This window comes from Ekhidna sp. (genome assembly GCF_040223195.1).
Taxonomy (GTDB): domain Bacteria; phylum Bacteroidota; class Bacteroidia; order Cytophagales; family Cyclobacteriaceae; genus Ekhidna.
This window is the reverse complement of record NZ_JAVKDX010000012.1, coordinates 259473-283646: the sequence shown is the minus strand read 5'-3', so window position 1 is coordinate 283646 and position 24174 is coordinate 259473. Positions and strand designations below refer to the sequence as shown.

General features: G+C 45.5%; 15 protein-coding genes. 9 read left to right on the top strand and 6 right to left on the bottom strand.

Going from position 1 to position 24174, the window contains the following annotated elements:
• The first annotated feature begins 9 nt into the window (after nucleotides 1–9).
• From RLN88_RS06130 to RLN88_RS06090, 9 genes are all read left to right on the top strand, one after another.
• A complete protein-coding gene (locus RLN88_RS06130) occupies nucleotides 10–4932 on the top strand; it encodes a hypothetical protein (RefSeq protein ID WP_350220498.1) in 4923 nt (1640 codons plus the stop codon).
• 68 nt (nucleotides 4933–5000) lie between these two features.
• Nucleotides 5001–6368 carry a dipeptidase gene (locus RLN88_RS06125; protein WP_350220497.1) on the top strand — a complete coding sequence of 456 codons (1368 nt, stop codon included), beginning with the start codon at nucleotides 5001–5003 and terminating at the stop codon, nucleotides 6366–6368.
• Between the two features lie 3 nt (nucleotides 6369–6371).
• The gene (locus RLN88_RS06120; protein WP_350220496.1) at nucleotides 6372–8375 is read left to right on the top strand and encodes a protein-disulfide reductase DsbD family protein; all 2004 of its coding nucleotides are present in this window, start codon (nucleotides 6372–6374) and stop codon (nucleotides 8373–8375) included.
• An 18-nt stretch (nucleotides 8376–8393) separates the two neighbouring features.
• The gene (locus RLN88_RS06115) at nucleotides 8394–9701 is read left to right on the top strand and encodes a peptidoglycan DD-metalloendopeptidase family protein (RefSeq protein ID WP_350220495.1); all 1308 of its coding nucleotides are present in this window, start codon (nucleotides 8394–8396) and stop codon (nucleotides 9699–9701) included.
• Nucleotides 9702–9797: 96 nt separating this feature from the next.
• Nucleotides 9798–10475 (top strand): OmpA family protein, encoded by a 678-nt coding sequence (locus RLN88_RS06110; protein ID WP_350220494.1) that lies wholly within the window; start codon nucleotides 9798–9800, stop codon nucleotides 10473–10475.
• 10 nt (nucleotides 10476–10485) lie between these two features.
• Nucleotides 10486–12537 (top strand): OmpA family protein, encoded by a 2052-nt coding sequence (locus RLN88_RS06105; protein WP_350220493.1) that lies wholly within the window; start codon nucleotides 10486–10488, stop codon nucleotides 12535–12537.
• A 60-nt stretch (nucleotides 12538–12597) separates the two neighbouring features.
• Entirely contained in the window at nucleotides 12598–13998 is a 1401-nt protein-coding gene (locus RLN88_RS06100) for an aldehyde dehydrogenase family protein (protein ID WP_350220492.1), read from the top strand.
• Between the two features lie 25 nt (nucleotides 13999–14023).
• Entirely contained in the window at nucleotides 14024–14422 is a 399-nt protein-coding gene (locus tag RLN88_RS06095) for a hypothetical protein (protein ID WP_350220491.1), read from the top strand.
• A gap of 79 nt (nucleotides 14423–14501) precedes the next feature.
• Complete coding sequence (locus tag RLN88_RS06090; RefSeq protein WP_350220490.1) at nucleotides 14502–17396, top strand: AsmA family protein; 2895 nt, start codon at nucleotides 14502–14504, stop codon at nucleotides 17394–17396.
• A 16-nt stretch (nucleotides 17397–17412) separates the two neighbouring features.
• On the opposite strand, the gene rodA is transcribed toward RLN88_RS06090, so the two are convergent.
• The 6 genes from rodA to RLN88_RS06060 form a co-directional block, all read right to left on the bottom strand.
• Nucleotides 17413–18681, bottom strand: a complete 1269-nt coding sequence (rodA, locus tag RLN88_RS06085) for a rod shape-determining protein RodA (RefSeq protein ID WP_350220489.1) — start codon at nucleotides 18679–18681, stop codon at nucleotides 17413–17415.
• Nucleotides 18650–20473 carry a penicillin-binding transpeptidase domain-containing protein gene (locus tag RLN88_RS06080; RefSeq protein WP_350220488.1) on the bottom strand — a complete coding sequence of 608 codons (1824 nt, stop codon included), beginning with the start codon at nucleotides 20471–20473 and terminating at the stop codon, nucleotides 18650–18652. Before RLN88_RS06080 ends, rodA begins: the two co-directional genes overlap by 32 nt.
• A complete protein-coding gene (locus RLN88_RS06075; protein ID WP_350220487.1) occupies nucleotides 20470–20985 on the bottom strand; it encodes a Rod shape-determining protein MreD in 516 nt (171 codons plus the stop codon). Before RLN88_RS06075 ends, RLN88_RS06080 begins: the two co-directional genes overlap by 4 nt.
• Nucleotides 20982–21785 (bottom strand): rod shape-determining protein MreC, encoded by an 804-nt coding sequence (mreC, locus tag RLN88_RS06070; protein WP_350220486.1) that lies wholly within the window; start codon nucleotides 21783–21785, stop codon nucleotides 20982–20984. Before mreC ends, RLN88_RS06075 begins: the two co-directional genes overlap by 4 nt.
• A 7-nt stretch (nucleotides 21786–21792) precedes the next feature.
• Complete coding sequence (locus RLN88_RS06065) at nucleotides 21793–22824, bottom strand: rod shape-determining protein (protein ID WP_350220485.1); 1032 nt, start codon at nucleotides 22822–22824, stop codon at nucleotides 21793–21795.
• A gap of 103 nt (nucleotides 22825–22927) precedes the next feature.
• Entirely contained in the window at nucleotides 22928–24160 is a 1233-nt protein-coding gene (locus RLN88_RS06060; RefSeq protein ID WP_350220484.1) for a TAXI family TRAP transporter solute-binding subunit, read from the bottom strand.
• Nucleotides 24161–24174 lie beyond the last annotated feature (14 nt).

The window sequence follows — 24174 nt, the reverse complement described above, 5'->3', positions numbered from 1 at the left end:
TAACGCTTGATGCGCTCGCTAATAGTTTCCGTTTTCGCATGTGTGCTCATGATTACCGTGGCACAGGCTCAGCGATTCTCCCAGGACAAGACGGAGTTTCGGGCTCAGGCTATCGCTAAGTTGCGCGCTATCGGAACTGAATCTGCCAATAAGATTGCTTACGATTTTCAAAACGCATGGGATGGCAAGTTTACCTCAGCACAGCAGGACAAAGCACACCAGATCGCACTGACCATGCAAAAGAAAGGGTATCAGTTTTACCCCTACTTCTACCACTTTTTTACCTATCTGGCCTACTCTGTCACACAGGAAAATCTACAACGAGACCAGCTAGACAAAGTGCTGGAAATAAACGAACAGGTGGTGCGAACCCTCAGCAAGTCCGAATACAAGGAATTTCTCTTTGGGCTCAACATCTACTTTGCCAGAAGATATCTGAGCCTCGATAAAAACCTGGCTGTGCAGGCCAGTGAAGGTACGTTTGACTTCAAGCTGCTGGACGAATATGTCGCAATTGAGGAGCCAGAAGAAGAGGTTGTACAGGAAGATGAAGTGCCTCTTATTGAAGAAGAAGAAATGCCCGAAATCGTAGATGACACCTCCGGCGATAGCTGGGGAAACAGCTCATGGAGCAACAGTAATGATAGCTGGGGAGATTCCAACGACTCGTGGGGCAATGATTCATGGGGTGATAGTGATGATTCGTGGGGAGACAGCAACGACAGCTGGGGGAATGATTCATGGGGAAGCAACGATACTTGGGGAAGTGAGCCAGTTGAAGAAGCTGCCCCTCAGGCTGTGCGTCCCAGCTATTCACCAAACATCCCAGACTATTTGACGCTAAAGCAATATCAATACGTGCATCCTGAACCAGAAGGGCCAGTAATCGAAATCAAAAATGCACGGGTGATTCTTTCCACACCCTATGACTCGCTCAGGATAAAAAGTGTAAATGGTACATTTCTTCTGAAAAACAGATCCCTTCTCGGAAGCCAGGGCTCTATCGAGTGGCCGGCATTAAATACCAAGTTCCGAGGGGCACTCATCCAGCTCAAAGATTTCCATCTGAAAAAAGACCGGTCAGATTTCTGGACTCCTAATGCCACGCTTCAGTTTGACGAGCTGGTGGGTGGGCAGGTAGAAGGAGTGTTTGAATATAAGAGCCTGGCAAGACCCAAGCGGGCACTAAATGACTTCCCAACTTTTACTTCCAACAAAGCAAATGTCACCGTCAAACTCACTGATGAAAAGCTGAGCTACACCGGAGGCATCCAGCTCCGTGGCAATAAGCTGTACGGGAAGTCTGTATCCCGTGAAGCAGGGACGCTAAAAATTCTGGATGGAAGGGGCCATTCGGTGGTGCTGAAGTCAAAAGAGTTTTTTCTTGGGGATTCCCTCGTATCGATGAATAGTGGCTCCATCACCATTGTGCATGGAAGCGATTCCATTTTCCACAAGTCCGTCAGGGCTAAGTTTAATTTGATCGACCGGGAGCTAATGGTGCTGAGGAACTCTACGCTTACACCTTTTCACTCCTCCTATTTTGCAATATCCATGAATGTAGATCTTGTCAAATGGAATATGGAAAGGGATTCCATCTCCCTGGAGATCATGAATGGAAAAGACCTGCTCCCAGCCACGTTTGAGTCAGAAGATTTTTTTGATGCAATCAGGTTCAGAAAGCTCGGACAGTTTCTGGATTTTCACCCAATCAGCGCCTCGGTTTACTATGCAAAAAAATATGGGCTGGAAGAGTTTTATGTGGGTGAGCTGGCCGCCGAATACGAAATAGACGAGCGATTTGCCAAAGGTGCAGGTAAGGTGCTTTCTCAATACGGATTTGCTGACTACAATGAAACAACAGGTCTTGTCAAGCTTTACCCCAAAGCTTTCCACTACTATGACGCTTCCGCAGAAAAAGTTGACTTTGATAACCTGATGGTACCATCCAAAATCAAGAATGGATCAAACGCACACCTAAGTCTGGATAGCGGTACACTAAAGGTGCGAGGTGTGAGCAGGTTTTACCTCACCACAGACTATAAAATCTATGCTGAACCTCAGGATAGCTCTGTCACTTTACTGAAGGGGAGAAACCTGGAATTTGACGGGATGGTGCATGCCGGTGACTTTCAATACAAGGGAATAGGTCACCAGTTTGATTATGGTGAATTTCTGTTCAACATGCCTCAAATTGATTCGATGAGGCTGACAGTGCCTTTGCGTGACTCCACCAAGGCTGACGCAGGGTTTGAGCAGGTCACCCTTCAAAACGAGCTGACCGAAACATCAGGCACACTCTATTTGAATAGCCCGGACAACAGGTCCGGGGTGAGACAAAACAATCGCTACCCGTACTTTAATTCAGACAGTGAGGCGATTGTCTATTTTGATGGAAAAGAAATCTTAAATGGCGCTTATGACAAATCAGTGAAGTTCATCATCCCGCCATTTGAAGTAGATAGTTTGGAACGAAAGGATGGCGAATCCATCAGCTTTGAGGGGACATTTAACTCAGGCGGCATCTTCCCAACGTTCCCGGAAACGCTTCACATCCAGGAAGACCGATCACTTGGGTTTACACACCAGATTCCGGATGAAGGCTACAACCTTTATGGAACTGAGGCAAAAACATACGAGGAAATTCGCTTGAGCAGCAAGGGGATGAGGGGCTATGGACAGATCGACTTTCTCACCACTACCATCTATTCGGATGACTTCATCTACTATCCTGACTCTGTAACCACGGACGGAACAGGTGGGGTTATATCTCCCGGAACTTACAAAGGAGCCAGCTTCCCTGAGGCCGTATTGGGAACTTATGACATGTATTGGCTACCGCGAAAAGACAGTATGTATTTGCGAACGGTAGGAGAGCCATTCAAATTCTACAATTCCACCGCTGAGCTGGAAGGCTTTGCCAATATCACCACCAAAGGCGTATTTGGAGGAGGAACCATGCTTACACGCGGATCGAAAGCCGAGTCGGGCGACCTGACCTTTAAGGAGCTGGAGTATGGCGCACGTCATGCACAGTTTGAAGTATTGACGGATGACCCTACCAAGTCAGCGATGGAAGGGGATGATATCCGACTGGACTTTGACCTGACATCAAACACGGCAACCATTCGTCCTGAAAAGGTAGGTGTGGCTGCCATTTCATTTCCTTATGCCCAGATGAAGACCTCCATCACCGAGGCGGTCTGGGATCTGGAAGATTCGGTGGTAACCATGACCAAGCCCGAAAACATTGATATCAAAGACTCCTACTTCTTCACCACGCGTGACGATCTGGATTCATTGGCATTCAATGCCGAGCGTGCGGTTTACGATATTAATTCTCAAGAACTCAATGTGCAGGGGATTCCGTACATCACGGTGGCTGATTCCAAGATCATCCCGGCTGGGCATGAAACGACCATTCTTGCAAACTCCGTTTTGCAGAAATTCGAAAACGCCGAAATCATCATCGACACGCTGAATGGATACCACTATCTCGATCGTGCCTCCATCCGAATCTGGTCGAGAAATAAGTTTGAGGGAAACGCCTTCTATCAGCAGATTGTGGGCACAGACACATTCGACATTCGTTTTGACAGCTTTGAGCTGCAGGAAGTGCAGGTAGGTGAGCCGGACAGAAGAGGAAATTATGAAACCCGGTTGATGACAGTGTCCGGTGGTGAGGTGCTGGAAAATCAAAACGTTACCATTTCCCCGGGCTTCCTTTACAAAGGATCCGTAATCATGTATGCCTCGAAACCCGCACTGGAGCTGGATGGTTTGGTCAAGCTAAAGTTGGCTGATCCAACCTACAATCATTGGGTACAATTCAAGCGGACGGAAGGTGAGCGGGACGTTCAATTGCCCTTTGACAATGCCCTTTTTGAAAGCGGTGAGCAAGTATCGGCTGGTATCCACCTAAATATCCGGGATGAACTGTACTCCACTTTTATCGAGCCCAAAGCAAGTAGTTCTGATTTGGATTTCTTCCGTGCAAGCGGCCTCCTCACCTATACCGATTCCATCCAGACCTATCGCATTGAAAATCCGGCTAAAACCGACGGTAGCTCCTATCAGGGGCATACCATGATGTACACGGATACGCTGAAGTCAATCATTTTTGAAGGCAAAGCCAACTTCATCAGCCCGATCAATACCCAGATCAAAATTGAGTCATCAATTCTCGGCGTGGGAAACAAAGAGACCAATGAATACACGGCAGATGCCATGTTTGCCATGGATTTCCCTGCCCCAAATGGTTCGTTCGACATCATGGCAGAAGACCTGATCGATATCATTGAGCGAATAGGCCCCCCACTGGCCAATGATATCTCGCTGGAGCTTTTATACAAGCTCGCCAACATGACCAGCGATGGGATAGCCAAGCAATACGAACAGTCGAGCCTGAAAGATTATACATCTCTGGTTTCTGTTTCAAGGGACCTGGAGCGCCAACTGTTCATCTCTGGTGTGAAGATGAAGTGGAGCCCTGAGCAAAAGGCCTGGCACAATACCACGAAACTGGCCATCTCAAACATCTATCAAAACGACCTCAATGCCAAACTCGATGGGTTTCTGGAGATCAAAAAAGATGAATCTGGGGCTGAGGTTGTAAACCTCTTTATCCAGGCAGCTCCCGGGATATGGTATTACATCGGTTACACGTTCAATCAACTGATCCTTTACTCATCCAATCCAAAATTCAACGAGCTGATCAAATCAAAATCCAACGCGGAAAGTTCTAAGCCGGGTGAGCTTATCATTGGGTTGGGCACGGAAAATGAAACCCTCGGCTTCATCAACGATTTCCGCTTAAACTATTTTGGAATCAAAGAGCCTTACAATCTCGTTTCACCAGACGATACCAGCACCGAAGATGAAAACTTTGACACCATCGAGGAGGATGATGACGATGGATTTGGGTTTGAATAAGACCTTTGAAGGTGCTTAGCCTGTCAGGTGCTCTTCGTTGATTAAGTTTGCCAAAAAAATTCTAGCACATGAGTACTATTTCATACATCGAGGAGAACAAAGAAAAATTTCTGAATGAGCTACTGGAACTGCTTAAAATCCCATCCGTCAGCGCAGATAAAAAATTTGCTGGTGATGTGCGGCAAGCCGCTGAATTTCTGAAGAATCGATTTGATGAGCTGGGCACCCATGTGGAAATCTGCGAGACTGCCGGTTATCCTATCGTCTATGCAGAGCACATCATTGACCCGAGCCTGCCTACTGTTTTAGTTTACGGACACTACGATGTGCAGCCTGCTGATCCGTATGAGTTGTGGGATTCCCCACCATTCGAGCCGGTGATCAAAAATGAAAGAATCTACGCACGTGGCTCTGCCGATGACAAGGGCCAGGTATACATGCACGTGAAGGCCTATGAAGCATTGATCAAAACCGACAGCCTGCCCTGCAACGTGAAATTTATGATTGAAGGCGAAGAGGAAGTAGGCTCTGAAAACCTGGAAGTATTTGTTAGGGGAAATAAAGAGAAACTTGCAGCCGATGTGATTCTGATTTCTGATACCCATATTATCAGCAATGACATCCCCTCAATTACAGTAGGCTTGAGAGGGCTTAGCTATTTGGAAGTTGAAGTAACCGGACCAAACAGGGACCTTCACTCCGGCACTTATGGCGGTGCGGTAGGAAATCCGATCAACACACTTTGCCAGATGATCGCCTCGCTGCACAATGAAAAAGGTGAAATCACAATCCCGGGGTTCTATGATAAAGTAGAGGCACTTTCTGATGAGTACCGCAAAAAAATGAACCAGGCTCCCTTCAATCTGAACGATTATAAAAAGCACCTGAACATAGAGGCAGTGAAGGGTGAGGAAGGATATACCACAATTGAGCGCACGGGCATCAGGCCAACACTGGACGTAAACGGCATTTGGGGGGGGTACATTGGAGAGGGAGCCAAAACAGTTCTCCCATCAAAAGCTTATGCGAAAATTTCCATGAGGCTGGTGCCAAATCAGGATAGCAAAGAAATCACTCAGCTCTTCATTAAGCATTTTGAAAGTATCGCTCCTGAGCATGTAAAAGTAAAAGTGACCCCCCACCACGGCGGAGAGCCTTCAGTAATCCCAACAGATTCCATTGGCTATAAAGCGGCTGCCAAAGCAATGGAAAAAACCTGGGGCAAAGAGCCGATCCCGACACGAGAAGGTGGGAGTATTCCGATCGTGGCATTGTTTCAAAAAGTACTTGGCCTGGATTCTATTTTGATGGGCTTTGGGCTGAATGAAGATGCGATCCATTCACCAAATGAGAGCTATGGATTGTTCAATTACTACAGAGGCATTGAAACGATTTCACATTTCTATCGGTTTTTCACGGATATGTCAAAATCATAATTGATGAGCAGAAAATCTAATTCATATAGGTTATTCCCCCTTCGGAGGGGGTTAGGGGGAGGCTTATTAGTTATAGGATTCCTCTTTTTTTCATTTTCATCTCTGGGCCAAATCCTAAAACCAATCAGCTGGAAAGTAGAATTATCCAACGAGTCTCCAAAAGCTGGTGATGAAGTTGAAATTCGATTCAAAGCAAAAATCGAGAAAGACTGGTACCTCTATTCTTCTGATTTTGATCCGGACCTGGGGCCCATGGTCACTGAGTTCACTTTCGATGAAAATGATACCTATGAGCTGATCGGGGGAATAGAACCCATTGATGCCAAGAGAAAGTATGATTCGCTCTGGGAAGGTGAGTACACCTATTTCAAAAAGGAAGGGCTGTTCATTCAAAAGGTCAAAATCCTAAAAGAGAACTATAAAATCACGGGTGGCTATTTCTACCAGGTATGCTCCGATGTAGATGGCAAGTGCATCCCGTTTGATGATGAGTTTTCTTTGAGCGCAAATTCAAAAACCGGAGACTCAAAAAAAAAGACGGAATTAAGTCAGATTTCTGAACCTGAAGAAAAAAAGAGCAGCTTGTGGTCTATCCTGATCACCGCGTTCCTTGCTGGCCTTGTTGCACTGCTCACCCCGTGTGTCTACCCGATGATCCCGATTACCGTCTCCATTTTCCTGAAACAAAGCAAAAGCAAGAAAGAAGGTATTGGCAAGGCTTTGATTTATGGTCTTTCGATCGTGGTTTTCTTCAGCCTCCTTGGATTTCTTATTTCACTGATTTGGGGCTTCACAGCACTAAATGAGCTAAGCACACACTGGCTGTTTAACCTGATCATCTTCTCCGTATTCGTACTCTTTGCGCTCTCTTTCTTTGGGCTTTTTGAAATCACACTCCCTTCTGGACTTGTTACTAAAATTGACCAGCAGGCTGACCGGGGCGGACTGATCGGCATTTTCTTCATGGCCATCACCCTTGTGCTCGTGAGCTTCTCCTGTACCTTCCCAATCGTGGGTACGGCACTTATCAATACGCTGAGTGGCGGCAGCATCATGGAAGGCACCATGGCTATGTTTGGGTTCTCACTCGCTTTCGCCATTCCATTTACCGGGTTTGCCATTTTCCCTGCCTGGCTCAAGTCTATGCCTCAATCCGGCGGCTGGCTCAATGCAGTGAAGGTTGTGCTTGGGTTTTTGGAGTTGGCACTTGCGCTGAAATTCCTAAGTGTGGCAGACCTGGCATATCACTGGGGCTTATTGGATCGTGAAGTCTTTATTGCACTATGGATATCAATTTTTGGATTGCTAGGACTTTACCTCATCGGGAAGCTCAAGCTCAAAAGCGATACAGATTCAGACAAGATTTCTGTTGCACGGTTGATCCTGGGGATCGGCACCTTTGCGTTTGTGATTGCCTTGATCCCCGGCCTCTGGGGTGCTCCTTTGAAATCCCTTTCAGGATTTCTTCCTCCCATGGCAACTCACAACTTCAACCTGCTGAAAGCCGAAGCGGGAGGAAACACCTGTGAAGAACCCAAATATTCAGACATCCTGCACTGGCCTCATGGCCTGAGCGGGTATTTCGATTATGAGCAAGCAATTGCTTGTGCCAAAGAGCAAGGAAAGCCGGTATTCATAGACTTTACGGGGCATGGCTGTGTCAATTGCCGGGAGATGGAGCAGCGGGTATGGTCAGACCCTGCTGTGCTTAAGCGACTAAGTGAAGATTTCGTGCTTGTGGCATTGTACGTGGATGATCGTACCATCCTGCCAGAAAGTGACTGGTATAAATCATCGTATGATGGCAAAACTAAAAAGACCATCGGTCAGCAGAATGCGGATTTTCAAATCACCCGGTTCAATAATAATGCACAGCCATTTTATGTGATCCTCAGCGAGGACGAAGAGTTGATCATCCCACCAAGAGCCTACAATCTGAATATCTCAGCTTTTGTGGATTTTCTGGATAAAGCCTTGGAAACCCACCGAAAAAACGCAGTTTTGTAGCGTCATCAAGCTAACAGCATGAAGAAAACGGGAATCTGGCTAGCCATTGCAGGGCTTGCCGTCACGCTAATTTCAGCAAAGTATTTTTATAGTCCATTCCAGCAAGAGGAGGAGCCAATTGTTGAGATCGAAGTAGACTCGTCTTTCTTTCACATACCCACCCTCTTCTATGGCTACCCGATCGACTCTTTTGCGGTAGCGGAGGGAAAAATAAAGTGGAATCAAAACCTCTCAGAAATACTTTCAGCATTCAACATTTCCTATCAGGATCTTCACACCCTCTCACAAAGATCCAGGGACGTTTACGATGTAAGGAGGCTGAAGGCCGGATCAAACTACGCCATCATTCATGATCGTGATTCGTTGAGAACCGCACGGCAATTCATTTTTGAGCCTTCACCAACCGAGTATGTGGTCTACAATCTGGTTGACTCGATTTACGTGGAAGTGCAGAAAAAACCGATTCAATTATCCGAGCGCACCCTTGCCGCAGAGATCAATTCATCACTATATAATGCCATTCTGGATCAGGGTGCTTCTCCACTCTTGGTGCACAAAATGGTGGATGTATTTGCCTGGCAGGTGGACTTCTTCCGGATCGCCAAAGGAGATAAATTCAAACTCATTTTCGAAGAGGAAACCGTAGATGGAGAAATCGTAGGAATAAAAAGCATCAAGGGAGCATATTTTGAGCACTGGGGCAAATCATACTATGCGATTCCTTATGAGACGGAGGATAAGCTGGATTTCTTTGATGAAGAGGGCAATAGCCTAAGAAAAACGCTTCTGAGGGCTCCCCTGGAGTACTCCAGAATTAGTTCGCGCTATTCCTTAAGGAGATTTCATCCGGTTCAGAAAAGATACAAGGCCCATCTGGGGACAGACTATGCCGCTCCTATAGGCACGCCTATACGCACCGTGGGAGATGGTGTTGTATTGGAAGCGAAATACCACGGCGGCAATGGCAACTATGTGAAGATCAAGCACAATAGTAACTACACCACCCAGTACCTTCATATGTCGAAAATTGCAAAAGGAATCCGGCCCGGGGTTACAGTAAAGCAAGGCCAAACCATCGGATACGTAGGAAGCACCGGGCTTGCGAATGGGCCACACCTATGCTTCCGATTCTGGAAAAACGGCAGACAAGTAGATGCCTTGAAGGTAGACATTCCTTCATCCAGTGGAATAGACACCACTCAGCTGGCTGAGTTTAAAGTGGTCAGCGATTCTATCAAATCTGTTCTTGATGGAATTGAATACATGGTGAACGAGACACTTCTGGCCAAAATCCCTTCGGAAGAAGATAACAATCAGAACCCCTGAATAATCTGCCAGACGCCCTGGACAATCAAAACGATAAGTATTCTTTAGTTTTTGCATTTATTTGAGTTATTTTGGCCTAAATCATCCAAAAATCAAATGCGAAAAATTTATCTGTTTACCATTTTTTCGCTCGCTTTAGTCGCCACTACTTACGCCCAGATTTCCAGCGATACGCTCGTCTTGGTGTACGGTAAAATGCTAAAAGCTGCCGATTCTACGCCTATAGTGGGAAATATCCTATACGAAAAGCTTCCTTATTATGATGATATGGGAATGGCATCAACCAAAACTGATGGATCCTATGAGATCCAGCTCATCAAAGGAGAGACGTATAACTTTTCGGTGACAAAAAGTGGGTATAACAAATACACCAACAAAATAACTGTCAATGGCAATCTGGCCCTTGACATATTTGTAGAAGAAGATGTTGTGGAGCTGAGAAAGCTCGAAAATCTGATTTTCGATCGTGGTAGTGATCTGATCTCACCAAGCTCCTACCAGGAGCTAAACGAACTCGCCACTTGGATGAATGAGAATCCCTCCATCATAATCCAGCTGGAAGGGCACACAGATTTTGCCGGAAATCCCGATGCAAACATGCGCCTTTCAGAAGCAAGGGTACTAGCCGTGCAGGAATACCTCATTGATCAAAAAGTGAAAAAAAGCAGGATATTCACCAAAGCATTTGGTGGCACTCAGCCAGTGACCCAGGAGCGAACTGATGAGGCAAAAGCCCTCAACAGAAGAGTAGAAGTAAGAGTTATCCGTCGTTAAACAAAGACTTATGAAAAAAATCTACCTTTTCGTATATGGCTTTCTGGCAATGTATGCTGCCCAAGCCCAAGAGACTGTATCATGGGGTACACAGGTGATTGATGTTTCGTCCGAGTATTCTCCCTATGAGTACTCCGCTATTCAAACATTGCACCGACCAAACGTTCTGCCCAATGGCGGGGAAAATCCGAATGCATGGAGACCCAAGAGTCAGGACAAGGAAGAGTTCATCATGGTCTCTTTTAATACACCCATCAAAGCCAAACAGATAGCCATTGCCGAGTCAGAAAATCCTGGAGCCGTGAAAGCGGTTTACGGATACGATCCGGAATACAATGAATACTTGCTTTTCGAGCTAACCCCACGCGACTTGCCTATCGAGTCACGGCTGCTCAACCTATTCTTTGAAGAAACACCATATACTGTTCAGGCAGTAAGGGTTGTCCTGGACTGTAGCGTCTCAGATGGATACAACGCCATTGATGCCATTGGTGTATCAGCTTCGAATATTCCGATCAATGTACTCCTCAACCTTGCCAGAGGAGTGAACAGCACCGTGGATGCGCAAAAGCTGAGCACGAATGTTAATAGTGATTATGTAGAACACAGCCCGATCATTTCCCCGGATGGCAAAAAACTCTATTTCAGCCGTCAGTTCCACCCGGATAACGTGGGGGGATCAAATGATGCAGAAGACATCTGGGTGTCTGAGCTGGATGAAGAAACCGGAGAATGGTTGCCTGCCAAAAACCTGGGGCCTCCATTAAATACCCAGGGGCCAAACTTTATCAGTTCAATCACTAAGATTGGAGATCAGGAAGTACTCATCCTCGGAAATCGCTATGGCAAAAAGGGAAGGATGTACACAGGGGTTTCCATGTCTACCAGAGAAGGAGACAGCTTTGCGGATCCTACATCGGTAGAAATAGAAAACGAATACAACTACTCCCCCAATGCTGATTTTTTCCTTGCCCCTGGCGGTAATGCGATGATCATGTCTGCTGAGCGGGATGACACCTACGGTGGTCGGGATTTGTATGTCTCATTCAAAAAGAATGACGGCACATGGACCGAACCTATGAACCTGGGCGATGATATCAACTCTATAGGCGAAGACGAATCCCCATTCATGGCAGAAGATGGCCGAACACTCTACTTTTCGTCAGATGGCTATACGGGATATGGAGGGGCAGATATTTACGTCTCTTTCAAGCTGGATGATACATGGAAACGATGGTCTGAACCAGAAAACCTGGGCCCTGGAATAAATCAGGAAGGAAATGATGAGTACTTCAGTATTCCGGCAACAGGTCAAAATCTTTACTTCACGCGTGGGGAAAAGGGGGAAGACACAGATATTTTCACCTTCAAAGTGGAGGATCTTTTCTCAGATCAGGTAGAATCCCCTTTGGTAGCCTCAGTAGAGCATTTGGTACCGGAAGATATCATAGCAACAGTCTCGGGAACTGTGCTAAATGCCAAAACTAATCAGCCAATAGAAGGAGCAACAGTACTAATTGAGCGACTACCTGATGGACTGGATATCGGTCACGCCGCAACAGATGAGACTGGTAGCTTCAGATTTACCGTGCAGGGTGGATGGCAGTACGGATTGGTGGGGGAAGCTGAGGGGTTCATCTCGGAAACAGAAAGGCTTGATTTTGTCAATTTGAAGAAGTCTGATACAATTGAAAAAGCAATCAAAATTTTCCCGGTTCAAAAAGGAGAAACCATAGAGCTTAAAAACATCTTCTTTGACCTGAATAAGTGGGAGTTGAAAACGGCTTCATATCCAGAACTAAACCGGGTGCTTGACTACCTGAAAAGAGGAACGATAGACAAAATCCTGATAACAGGCCACACCGATAGTAGTGGTAGAGATGATTACAACATGACACTTTCCGGCAAACGAGCCAAGTCAGTAATGGATTATTTTATTCAAAATGGAATTAGCAGGGACAGACTTGATTTTAAAGCGTTTGGTGAAACCAAGCCGAAATTCCCGAACGATACCCCTGAAAACATGCAGAAAAACAGAAGAGTAGAATTCGAGATACAATAATTAAAATTGGAAACAGGTTTTAAAAGTCAGCTTTCGGGCTGACTTTTTTTATTTTTAAGTATGGACACAGCTACAAAATCTAATATTCGGGAGCTTTTTGAAGGGGTCAAGAGCCATTCAATCAAACTAAGAACTTCCACTACCTCTCAGCGAAGAGCCACTTTGAAGAGAATGGAAGACTGGATCATGAGTCACCGGGGGGAAATTCATGAAGCTGTGCATAAGGATTTGCAGAAACCATTTCAGGAAACTGACCTCACCGAAGTATTTGTGGTGCTATCGGAAATACGAAAAGCAAGGAAAAACCTGAAAATCTGGATGTCCCCAAAACCAGCAGCTACTAGCATTACCTACTTGGGCACAAAGGCTGAGACGTATTATGAACCCAAAGGTGCCTGCCTGATCATAGCCCCCTGGAATTACCCATTCCAGCTAGCGATTGCTCCACTTGTTTCCACGCTGGCTGCCGGCAATACCGCAATCATAAAACCCTCCGAGTATTCTGAACATACTTCCGATCTCATCCAGCGGATGTGCCTCGATCTCTTCAAACCAGAAGAGGTATCGGTGGTGCTAGGTGCAGTGGAGGAGTCGCAGGAATTGCTTGCATTACCCTTCGATCATATATTCTTCACTGGCAGCCCACAGGTTGGGAAAATAGTGATGGCAGCTGCAGCAAAGCACCTCGCCTCAGTAACATTAGAGCTGGGGGGAAAATCCCCAACCATCGTGGACAAGAGTGCCAACATCAAAGACGCAGCACAGAAAATTGCATGGGGAAAATGGCAAAATGCTGGGCAAGTGTGCATCGCACCTGATTACCTGTACGTGCATGAAGATGTAAAAGACAAGCTAGTGGAAGAGCTGGTGCTGCAATCCAATAAACTCTACGGAACCAAAGAAACGTATGGCGGAATCATCAGCCGTCATCATCACAATCGTATCAACGACCTCATGGCAGACGCTATTGATAAGGGTGCTGATATTGAATTTGGTGGGAAATCAGACCGGGACAATTTGAGATTTACTCCCACACTACTTTCAAATGTCTCCAAAAACTCCAGAGTGCTAGAAGAAGAAATCTTTGGCCCTATCCTTCCAATGATGCCCTATCAAAACATCGAGGAAGTCATAGATTTCATCAATCAAAAACCAAAACCACTGGCGCTCTATCTATTCTCCAGTAAAAACTCCATCATCAATAAAGTGAAGAAGGAAACCAGCGCCGGCATGATGACCATCAATGATGTGGTGCTACAGTTTGCCCACCCCAATTTGCCAATTGGCGGGGTGAATAACAGTGGGATCGGCAAAGCACACGGACACACGGGATTCATTGCCTTTTCTAACGAAAAAGCCATTGTGAAGCAACGCAGAGGACTCACCATGGCCAAGACCGTCTACCCGCCATATTCCGCATTCAAAAAATTTATGATTGACTTCATGGTTAAGTATTTTTGATGTGTAAAATGAGTCAAACATAGATATGAAAAAACTACTCTTTATCCCATTAATCGTGTTTGCTTGTAGCACTTCAGGCGAGGAAAAAGCAGACAATCGCCCATCCGAATGGCCTGGCTCATGGAAAGCGGAGTGGGAGACACCACCGGAATCTTATCCGGAGGTATCAGACATGGAATTTTACATGAACGGAAGCTTCGTCTTCACTGAGGACAGCCTCACTGTAACTGCTAACGGATATCCCGAATGCATCTTCAATGTAGACACGCTTTCACATACCCAATCCTGGTATGTCTCCAACGATACCCTTTTTCTGGTGAATGAACCGAATACCCCGGGCATGACTTACCGTGTAGCCTCCAAATCCCCTGAAAGAATCAGGCTCCAATTAATGGAGGACATATTCGTTACCCTCACAAAGTAGGTTGCCCAAATGTTAAAGATGCGTTGCATTTTATTAAATGGGGCGTATTCTCAGTAATTTGGTTTAAAATATCAATGGTATGAAAAAATTTCTGATCATCATAGGCGTAATATTCGTCATTCTAATAGGGACAATCGTGATAGTTCCAATCATTTTCAAAGATGACATTAGGCAAGCGCTGGATGACACCATGGCCGAAAACCTGAATGCAAAAGTCTTTTACGACATTGATGGGTTTAGCCTGTCTCTGATCAAAAATTTTCCAGATATCACCGTTAGCATGAGTGATTTTGGTGTGGTGGGCAATGCCCCATTCGAAAAGGATACGCTGGCTTCCATTGGCAACTTTCAGGTTACTATTGATCTGATGTCTGTCATTCGTGGCGATCAAATTATCATTGAAGAAATTTTATTGGATGAGCCAAAAATTCTCGTCCTAGTGCTGCCGGACGGCACAGCGAATTATGACATAGCCAAAGAGGCTGAGAATACAGGTGAGGCAGCTCAAGGGGTTGTTGCTGAAGAACCAGAACTATCCGATGAATCTGGAGCAGTCAATATCGGTATCAACAGGTGGGCGATTAAGAATGGAACAGTCACATACAGAGATCAATCCATGAATTTTTACACCACTTTGATTGGCCTGAATCACGAAGGGTCAGGGGATTTCACTTTGGATGTCTTTGATATGAAAACCAATACGACGATTGAAGCGGCATCATTGGGATTTGAAGGGATAGATTATGTTTCAAACAAGCGACTGGCAGCTGATGTGACGCTGAATATGAACCTGGCAGAGATGAAGTTTACCTTCAAAGAGAATCGAATTGCAGTAAACAATTTTGCTATGGGAGTTGATGGATATGTAGCCATGCCTGGGGAAGACATAAATATGGACATCACTTTTGGGGGCAAGGATATCAGCTTAAAAAGTATTCTGTCTCTGATCCCGGGAGTGTATCAGGAATATCTGGATGGGGTGACCGCAGCAGGAAGCATCGGTTTCGATGGGTATGTAAAGGGGACTTTCAACGAAACCTCAATGCCTCAGGTAGCTGCTAATCTTAGTGTGGACAATGGAAGTGTGCGCTACGCAGATTTCAATATCCCAATCGAAAATATCAATATCAAATCCAGTTTCAATTACCCTTCGGCAGACCTTAGTGAGACAAGTTTCAACGTTGATAATTTCTCCATGCTGGTTGACGGTGAGTCTGTGACCTCCTATTTGAAATTCAAGAACCTCGAGAATTATCAGTGGGATTTTGGGTTTGATGGAAATGCCGATCTGGAAAAAATCACGAAAGTAGTGCCGCTCGAAGGCATGACGCTGCTTGGAAAAATAAACGCCAAGCTGAACACGGCCGGTCAAATGTCTGACGTAGAGGCCGAGCGATATGATCAAATACCCACCTCAGGGAGCCTTACGATCAACAATTTTCTATTTAAGAGTGAAGACCTTCCTCAAGGTTTTGAGATTTCTCAGGCCAATCTGTCATTCGATCCTTCAGAAATCAACCTGAACGAGTTTTCTGCAAAATCCGGCAATTCAGATTTCAGCATGAAAGGAAAAATCAGCAACTACCTGGCTTATGCGCTTTCTGAAGATGCCCTTTTAACGGGAAGACTTGACTTCAATTCCAATTTAATCGACATCAATGAGTTGATGCCTGAGGAGAGCATGGAAGAAGAAGTGGCAACAACGGAAACAGGAACCAATACAGAATCCATCGTAGAAAATGATTCGTTGGAAGTAGTCAAAATCCCGGAAAATATAGATTTCACACTCGCATCCTCTATTGGTAAGATTGCCTACTCAAACATGCCAATTACCGACTTTCAGGGCAATGTGCTGATAAAGGATGGAGCCATTATCCTAGACAAAAACAGTTTCAAGATGCTGGATGGAACATTTGAAATGACCGGCTCATATGTGACCAAAGACCTGGAAAAGCCCCAATATGATCTTAGTTTCAAGATCAAGGATTTGTCTATTGCAAGTGCCTTTGAATCATTTGAAACAATTCAAACATATGTACCAATAGCCAAGCAGGTATCAGGGAAGTTTTCGACCAGTTTCACTGTCAATGGACTTTTGGGTGAAGACATGATGCCAATTATGGAGGAAATCAACCTATCCGGATTGGTAAACATTGCCCAGGCTACCCTTGAAAAGGGTGAGTTTATGCAAAAGTTATCAGCTGTGGCCGCATTGAAGACTGGCGCCAGCTCTCAGCCTCAGCAAAAAATTTCCCTAAAGGATGTCCTAGTTACTACTGAAATCAAAGACGGTCGCATGTACGTAGAGCCGTTTGAGCTGGAGGTGAGTGGACAAAAAGCAGTGGTAGGGGGTAACAACGGGCTGGATGGAAGTCTGGATTATTCCATGCTCCTGAGGGATGTACCTACCGGTCAAATCGGAAATGCACTCAACAGCGCATTGAGCTCATTTACCGGTGGAAAGAATTTGGTGGCAGACAAGATCAACCTCAACCTGGGAATAGGCGGTACCTACGATGATCCATCTGTGAAGCTGCTTGGCACAAGCAATTCGGCCGGTGGAAGTGCTAGTGCTACCGACGCACTTAAGCAGCAACTTTCCGCCAAGGCAGACGAACAAAAGGCGAAAGCAGAAGCTGAGCTTGCCAAAGCAGAGGCAGAGGCCAAAGCGGAACTAGAAAAAGCTAAGGAAGAGCAGCGCAAGAAAATAATTTCTGAAGCCGAAGCAAAAGCAGCAGAAATACGAAAACAAGGCAAGGCCAGTGCAGAAAAGGTGAGGAAAGAAGGATATGCTGCTGCCGACAAACTTATCGCTGATGCAGGATCCAATCCGCTCAAAAAGAAGGTAGCTGAGGAAGCGGCCAAGAAGATGCGATCTGAAGCGGATGAAAAAGCCGCCCAGATTGAATCGGAAGCAAATAAAAAAGCTGCTAAAGTAGTATCGGAAGCGAAAGTAAAAGCAGCAAAAATTTAGCAGGTAGTGAGCCACCTCACCACCTTTGCAATACCTGCATTCTGTGCGCATCAAGCTTCAAAAAGCTGAAAAGCAAAATCGTAAAAGCCCAAAGCGAGGAACCACCGTAGCTGAAAAACGGCAGAGGAATGCCTATTACAGGAAACAAACCAATCGTCATGGCAATGTTTACTGTGAAGTGGAAAAAGATAATTCCCACCACCCCATAGCCATAGATTCTTGAGAACGTGGACTTCTGTCGTTCAGCCAAAAAGACCAGTCTAAGCAGAAGTGTGGTGAAAAGTGCGAGCAGCAAAATGCTCCCCAGCCAGCCATGCTCTTCCCCGATGGTACAGAAAATAAAATCAGTGGTTTGCTCTGGCACAAAATCAAACTTAGTCTGTGTGCCTTCCAAAAAGCCCTTTCCGGCAAATCCTCCCGATCCGATGGCTATCTTGGACTGGGTCACATTCCATCCTGCCCCCAGCGGATCAATGTTCGGGTTGATCAATGAAAGCACACGCTTCTGCTGGTGAGGCTTTAGCACATCTGTAAGAATGAAGTCCACACTTCGCACTGCAAATGTGATCACCACCGCACTGGTGATGATGTATAAAAGACGTTTCGGCTGGCGAGCATTTAACCCCATTGCAAGTAGGGTTACTACTGCAATTCCTGCCAACAAAACTGTCTGGCTCACCAGTAATGTGAGCAAAAAAACCGCCAATACTGACAACCCGACTATCGGCAACAAGGGGGGCATTCCTTCCCTGAACATTGGCACAATCAGAGCTACAAACACTAGTGCCGTTCCAGTATCTCCTTGAAGAACTGTTAGCACCATTGGCAATAAGATGATGGCAAAAGCTACTCCGAGCGTGTTGAGGTTGGTAAGTTTTCTGGTGGTATGATCGAGGTATTTAGCCAAAGCAAAGGCTGTTGCAAACTTGGCAAACTCGGATGGCTGTAATCCAAAACCACCTATACCTACCCACGATTTCGATCCGGCCACTTCCTTTCCACCGATCAAAATGAATAGCAACAAAACAATAAATATCCCATAAATGATGTAAGCGAAAGAATCGAAGAACTTATAGTCAAAAAAGAAGATCGTAAAAACAATAGCAATAGTGGCAAAAATCCAAATCAGCTGCCTGCCGGCTCGTGTGCTAAAATCGAAGATGCTCTGGTTAATCTCAGGGTCATACTCCGCTGCATAGATATTCAGCCAGCCTGCAATCACAAGCACCGCAAACAAAAGGACCGAAATCCAATCAATTTTCTGCGAGAGTGGGTCTTGGCGCATTTTGAGGTAAATATCTTTCTTCTAAAACGTAATCTTCGAGCCATGGTCGTGAGACCTTGCCCATCACATATTTTTCTGCCAGTAAGCTGGCCACAGAGACTGCCGCACGACCACCCTGTCCGGCATTTTCCACGTAAGCTGCAATGGAGATTTTCGGATCATCCAACGGAGCAAACCCCATAAAACCTGAATGATCCTCACCATGTGGATTTTGGACTGTACTCGTTTTGCCGGCAAGCTTCAGGCTGTCCAGATATCCGCGAATTCCGGAACCGGCTTTGACCACCAGCTCCATGCCCTGGATCACCGGCTCGAAATGAGCAGGATCAAAGGGGAGAATCTCTTTCTTGATATTTGGGTTTGGCCATCCTTCAATCATTTCTACCACATGCGGGGTGATAAAATACCCCCTGTTGGCCAGGATTGCTCCAAGGTTTGCCATTTGGAGAGGGGTCACCAGTAGCTCTCCCTGTCCGATACTTAGAGACGCGATGTTGGAATACTTCCATCGCTTAGCCCCATAAAATCTATCATAATATTCGATGCTTGGGACATTGCCCGCAATCTCATTGGGCAAATCCACACCTAGCTTTCGCCCCAAGCCAAACTCCATCACATAATCCCTCCATTTTTCCAGACCTATCCGAGAATCTATGAAAGGGCTCTCATCCTCCCCTTGCTGCACCATTCGTCTCATTACCAGATAGAAATAATTGTTGGAAGATTTGGTGATGGCCTTGACCATATTGTACGGGCCCGGAGGAGCCAGATCTCCAATATTGCTGCCATCTGTGATGATAATTTCATCTTTCCCCACCACCCCTTCATGCATGGATATTACTGCCTGGATCGTCTTAAACATAGAGCCTGGTGGGTATCTTGCCTGAAGGGGCCTGTTAAATAATGGCTTATCTTCATTGCCGTTCAATTCGGGAAAATTCTTGCTCAGATTTTTTCCACTTAGCAGCTGTGGATCATAAGATGGGGCAGATACCAGTGCCAAAATTCTTCCTGTTTTTGGCTCTATGGCCACCACGCTACCAACCTTTCCCTCCATCAGCTTCTCAGCATATTGCTGTAGCTCCAGGTCGATGGTCAGGTGAATATTCTCTCCGGGTTGGGGCAGGGTATCATACTCGCCATCCCGATAATCATCTTTGATAATTCCCTGCACATTCACCACCTTATAGGTAGCCCCTCGCTTGCCACGGAGATGCTGCTCGTAAGATTTTTCAATGCCTCCTATTCCAATGTAATCCCCGGAGCGATAGTAGTTGGTAGTGTCTCGCTCCAGGTCCCTTCCGCTTATCTCACCCACATAGCCAACCACATTGGCCAGGGATTTGGTATTGTAAGACCTGATCGTTCTTGGGAGCACATAGAATCCCGGGTAATTGATCAACTGATCCTGCAGCCTGGCAAAGAGTTCGTCGGAGATTTGCTCGATAAACTTTGATGCTAGAATGGAGGAGTATCCCTTGGCTTTGATGAGCTTTTCTTCCAGTTCTACCCGGTCGATTCCAAGCAAATTGCAAAACTTGGTGGTGTCGGAAATCTCGGCCTCCTTAGGCACAATCATCAAATCATAAACCGGGGAATTATAGATTACCAGACTGTCATTATTATCATACACCAATCCACGAAAGGGATATTGCACGATCTTTTGAACCACGTTGTTTTCTGCTGCTACTTTATAGTCCTCCTCCAGGATCTGGATGTAGAAAAGGCGCACCGCAAACACAAACACGGTGAGAAGAATGATGCCGCGTATGATGATGCTCCGTCCTCTCATACCCTTTTTCTGGTTGGTGTGATTGCAAAATTGGTGGTGAAAATGACCACCGTACTAAAGATAGCACTGAAGAACACCTTGCTCAAAACCATGCCAAATAAGTGGAAGCCGCCATTCTCAATGGTAAAAATGAGGAAGTGATGGACAAAGACAAGAGGAAAAATGAAATAGACAAATCCCGACTTTTTCAGGCTTGAGATATCAAGGTTTGTGATTTCCTGCGCATCATCCGTCACCACATTGAGCCAGAAGCTTCTAATAAACATGATAAACACTGAGGCAGATGCATGAATACCGGGAGTATTCGTGAATACATCCACCAGCAAACCTGAGAGAAATCCGATCAGCATTAAATAAGACCTGCTAAGCGTGCGAGGGAGAAGCAAGAGAAAGCCCACATAAAAGAAGCCAAAAGCCTTATCGAACAGGGTGACCCGATGAATCAGCGGCAATTGCACCAGCAAAAGCAGGATCAGGTTGAGAATCTGTTCATTGATGCTGATTCGTGTCATTGGGCAATCTCAAGTGAGTCCTTTTCCGGTTTATACAAATCCTTGATAACGAAAACCTGATACAAGCTGGTAAAGTCAGTTGCCAACTTCACCTTAGCCTCATAAAAAGTCATGTGATCTTCAAGGTTCAATTCGTCCACTATGCCTACAAGCACATTTTCCGGGAAAACTGAATTATAGCCGGATGTCACAATCGAATCACCTGCTTTCAGCTTAATGTGCCTTGGAATATATTTTAGGCTTGCCCTGTCATAGCTCTCCTGATCCCACTGTACCGTACACTTGGTTTCCGTCCTTTTTACCTTAGATGAGATCAGGAGTTTAGGGTGCAACAGGGAGTAAATCGTTGCAAAATTGTTGGTCACCGACTTTACCTGACCAACGACTCCAAAAGAAGAAATCACGCCCATGCCTACCTCAACACTATCTTTTCTACCGGCCGAGATAGTCACAAAGTTGGTGCTTCGATCGAAGGTGTTGTTGATCACCCGTGCTCCTATGACCTGGTATTGATCTACCGTATCCAGAAATGAGTACTTTTCAGTGCGAAGCATTCGGAGCTCCTCCTGTAGTTGAGAATTCTCCAGCATGAGCTGCTGATTGATTTCCGTAAGCTGAAAGTAATCGCTCACGTTATTGGATGTTTGTGTCAGCGAAGCGGCTGCCTCATTGCTTGAATTGAGAAAAGATGCGTTGTATCGGTTGTTAAAATTGATGAGTAACCACGCACTTAGTATTTCCAGACCGATGAATACGGCTATTTCTCGCTGTTGATAAAGGAAATCTAAAAGCCTTTGCATTCACTTCTTAAGTCATCAATACCGCTCTATATTGATTCAAATTTTTGAGTGCCGCACCAGTACCTCGCACCACCGCTCTCAATGGATCCTCAGCAATATGAATAGGAAGTTTGGTTTTCATAGCCAGGCGCTTATCCAAGCCTCGAAGCATAGCTCCTCCTCCTGTCAGGTAAATTCCATTGTCGTAGATATCCGCAGAAAGTTCGGGTGGAGAAATTTCCAGGGCCTTCAGTACCGCTTCTTCGATTTTCGAGACTGACTTGTCAATTGCGAAAGCAATTTCTGAATAAGAAATCTTAATCACTTTCGGTATTCCGGTCATTAGGTCTCTGCCCCGGATTTCATAATCTTCCGGTGCATCATCATCAAGTTCTGTCAATGCTGAGCCAACTTCGATTTTTACCTTTTCGGCCGTTCTCTCCCCAATCAAAAGATTGTGCTGCCTTCTCATATAATCGAGAATGTCCTTGTTGAAAGAGTCTCCAGCCACACGGATCGATTGATCACAAACTATTCCACTCAGGGCTATAACTGCAATCTCAGTAGTACCTCCTCCGATATCCACCACCATGCTACCAACCGGCTGATCTATGTCAATACCAATACCTATTGCAGCGGCTATTGGCTCATGGATCATGTAAACTTCTTTAGCTCCTGCGTGCTCTGCTGAATCTCGCACAGCTCTTTTCTCCACTTCGGTAATCCCAGAGGGAATGCAAATGATCATTCGGTGTGATGCCGGGAAAAAGCTTTTCTTCCCTTTATCCATCATCTTGATCATGCCCCGAATCATGTGCTCTGCAGCATGGAAATCTGCAATCACACCATCTTTAAGCGGCCTGATCGTCTTTATATTTTCGTGGGTCTTTTCATGCATTTGCATGGCCTCACGCCCAATGGCAAGTACCTTGTTCGTGTTTTTATCAATGGCGATGATAGAAGGTTCGTCTACCACCACTTTATCCTTGCTGATAATCAGCGTGTTGGCAGTACCTAAATCAATAGCTATGTCGCTCTGGAAAAAATCAAAAAGACCCATGAATGCTCACTCAGAATTTGAGCACGAATTTAGGTTCGATTTTGCATAAAAGCTAAAGCATCACCAATAAGTGGTAAAAGTTTCATTTTTAAGAAGTTGTGTCTTAACCTTTTGCCTTTAGCACTCTCATTCTTCCCCTCAGGTCGTTGATGGTTTCTTTAGACAATTCCATGTAAATACGGAAACTGTCATTCGCCACCAATTTCTCGGCAATAAGCATTTCAAAAGCTTTGTTCTGAGCGGCCTGTACCCTGCGAATCTTTTGTATTCCCTCTGAAATTGTCTTGAGAGTAGGAATTGCATTCTTGATTTTAATGAGGTCTTCATAGAACTCATCAATCTTATCCTTCTTCTTCTGGGCCTGCCATTTGGTGAGCGACACGATCCCACTCCAAAGTGCGATGATGATTGAAAGAATCACACCTCCAAGTTCTGCATAGCGCTCTATGAAGCTCGGCTCATCCCTGTCCAGAAAGGTTCGTGCCCCCTCGTGCAGAGGAATATTTAGTATACTCTGATCAAAATCCTCCCTGAGCCCATTGAAAAGGAGTGGGTCTATGGAAGTGAAAATCTGTCTGTTTCTGAGCATCGTCTGTGCAAAATCATTGACCGAAACCTCAAGCATCCCGGACCTCACGACCATTATCAAGTCTACTGCGAGCGTCACTATTGGCACGTCTGAAAATCCCCAATACGAACCTTGCGGAATTACAAATGGGGACATTCTGGGATACTTTAAGGCTATCCCTTCAGCTATGGATGCGCTACCCAGATTTTCCACATTGTCGAAAGAAAACATGTTAAATCCCTCGTAAGCTTTAAGTGACTCCTTTGAAAAGAGGTTGGTAAGTTCTACCACTACTCCAGCTTCCGACATGTTGAATGTAACGTCAATAAGTGATGGGTCAAGACCGTAGAAATCGAACAAATCCATCATTAGGTTGTAGGTAGGAGATTGCTCCCGACCGATGTAGACAGGCCCACTATAAATTAGTGATTCAAAAGAGCTTCCATCCACACTTTCTTTGTGAAAAATGTGGAGTACCTCCGAGTAGACCGAAAATGCAGAGTTTAGCCCCTCACGGTAGTTTACATAATTTTCCACCAGGGCTATGTCTATTTTGCCCTCTACCAAACTATCCAGGTTCGCATCTGTGCCCACTCCCTCTACAAGCCTAATCTCCACATTATACTTGCTCTCCAGCAGGTTTTTCATACGAGTGGCAATCTCTTTGTTGGGGCCTTCATCATTGTATATGAATGAAAAGGTGAGAGTGGTGGGGTTGCAAGATGCCAGCAAAAGAATGGCAATCAGGAAGGTGATGATCTTATTCATAGAAGCATATTACG

Coding starts and splice junctions, on each gene's coding strand:
- RLN88_RS06130 (WP_350220498.1), top strand. CDS start 10: ATGCGCTCGCTAATAGTTTCCGTTTTCGCATGTGTGCTCATGATTACC.
- RLN88_RS06125 (WP_350220497.1), top strand. CDS start 5,001: ATGAGTACTATTTCATACATCGAGGAGAACAAAGAAAAATTTCTGAAT.
- RLN88_RS06120 (WP_350220496.1), top strand. CDS start 6,372: ATGAGCAGAAAATCTAATTCATATAGGTTATTCCCCCTTCGGAGGGGG.
- RLN88_RS06115 (WP_350220495.1), top strand. CDS start 8,394: ATGAAGAAAACGGGAATCTGGCTAGCCATTGCAGGGCTTGCCGTCACG.
- RLN88_RS06110 (WP_350220494.1), top strand. CDS start 9,798: ATGCGAAAAATTTATCTGTTTACCATTTTTTCGCTCGCTTTAGTCGCC.
- RLN88_RS06105 (WP_350220493.1), top strand. CDS start 10,486: ATGAAAAAAATCTACCTTTTCGTATATGGCTTTCTGGCAATGTATGCT.
- RLN88_RS06100 (WP_350220492.1), top strand. CDS start 12,598: ATGGACACAGCTACAAAATCTAATATTCGGGAGCTTTTTGAAGGGGTC.
- RLN88_RS06095 (WP_350220491.1), top strand. CDS start 14,024: ATGAAAAAACTACTCTTTATCCCATTAATCGTGTTTGCTTGTAGCACT.
- RLN88_RS06090 (WP_350220490.1), top strand. CDS start 14,502: ATGAAAAAATTTCTGATCATCATAGGCGTAATATTCGTCATTCTAATA.
- rodA (WP_350220489.1), bottom strand. CDS start 18,681: ATGCGCCAAGACCCACTCTCGCAGAAAATTGATTGGATTTCGGTCCTT.
- RLN88_RS06080 (WP_350220488.1), bottom strand. CDS start 20,473: ATGAGAGGACGGAGCATCATCATACGCGGCATCATTCTTCTCACCGTG.
- RLN88_RS06075 (WP_350220487.1), bottom strand. CDS start 20,985: ATGACACGAATCAGCATCAATGAACAGATTCTCAACCTGATCCTGCTT.
- mreC (WP_350220486.1), bottom strand. CDS start 21,785: ATGCAAAGGCTTTTAGATTTCCTTTATCAACAGCGAGAAATAGCCGTA.
- RLN88_RS06065 (WP_350220485.1), bottom strand. CDS start 22,824: ATGGGTCTTTTTGATTTTTTCCAGAGCGACATAGCTATTGATTTAGGT.
- RLN88_RS06060 (WP_350220484.1), bottom strand. CDS start 24,160: ATGAATAAGATCATCACCTTCCTGATTGCCATTCTTTTGCTGGCATCT.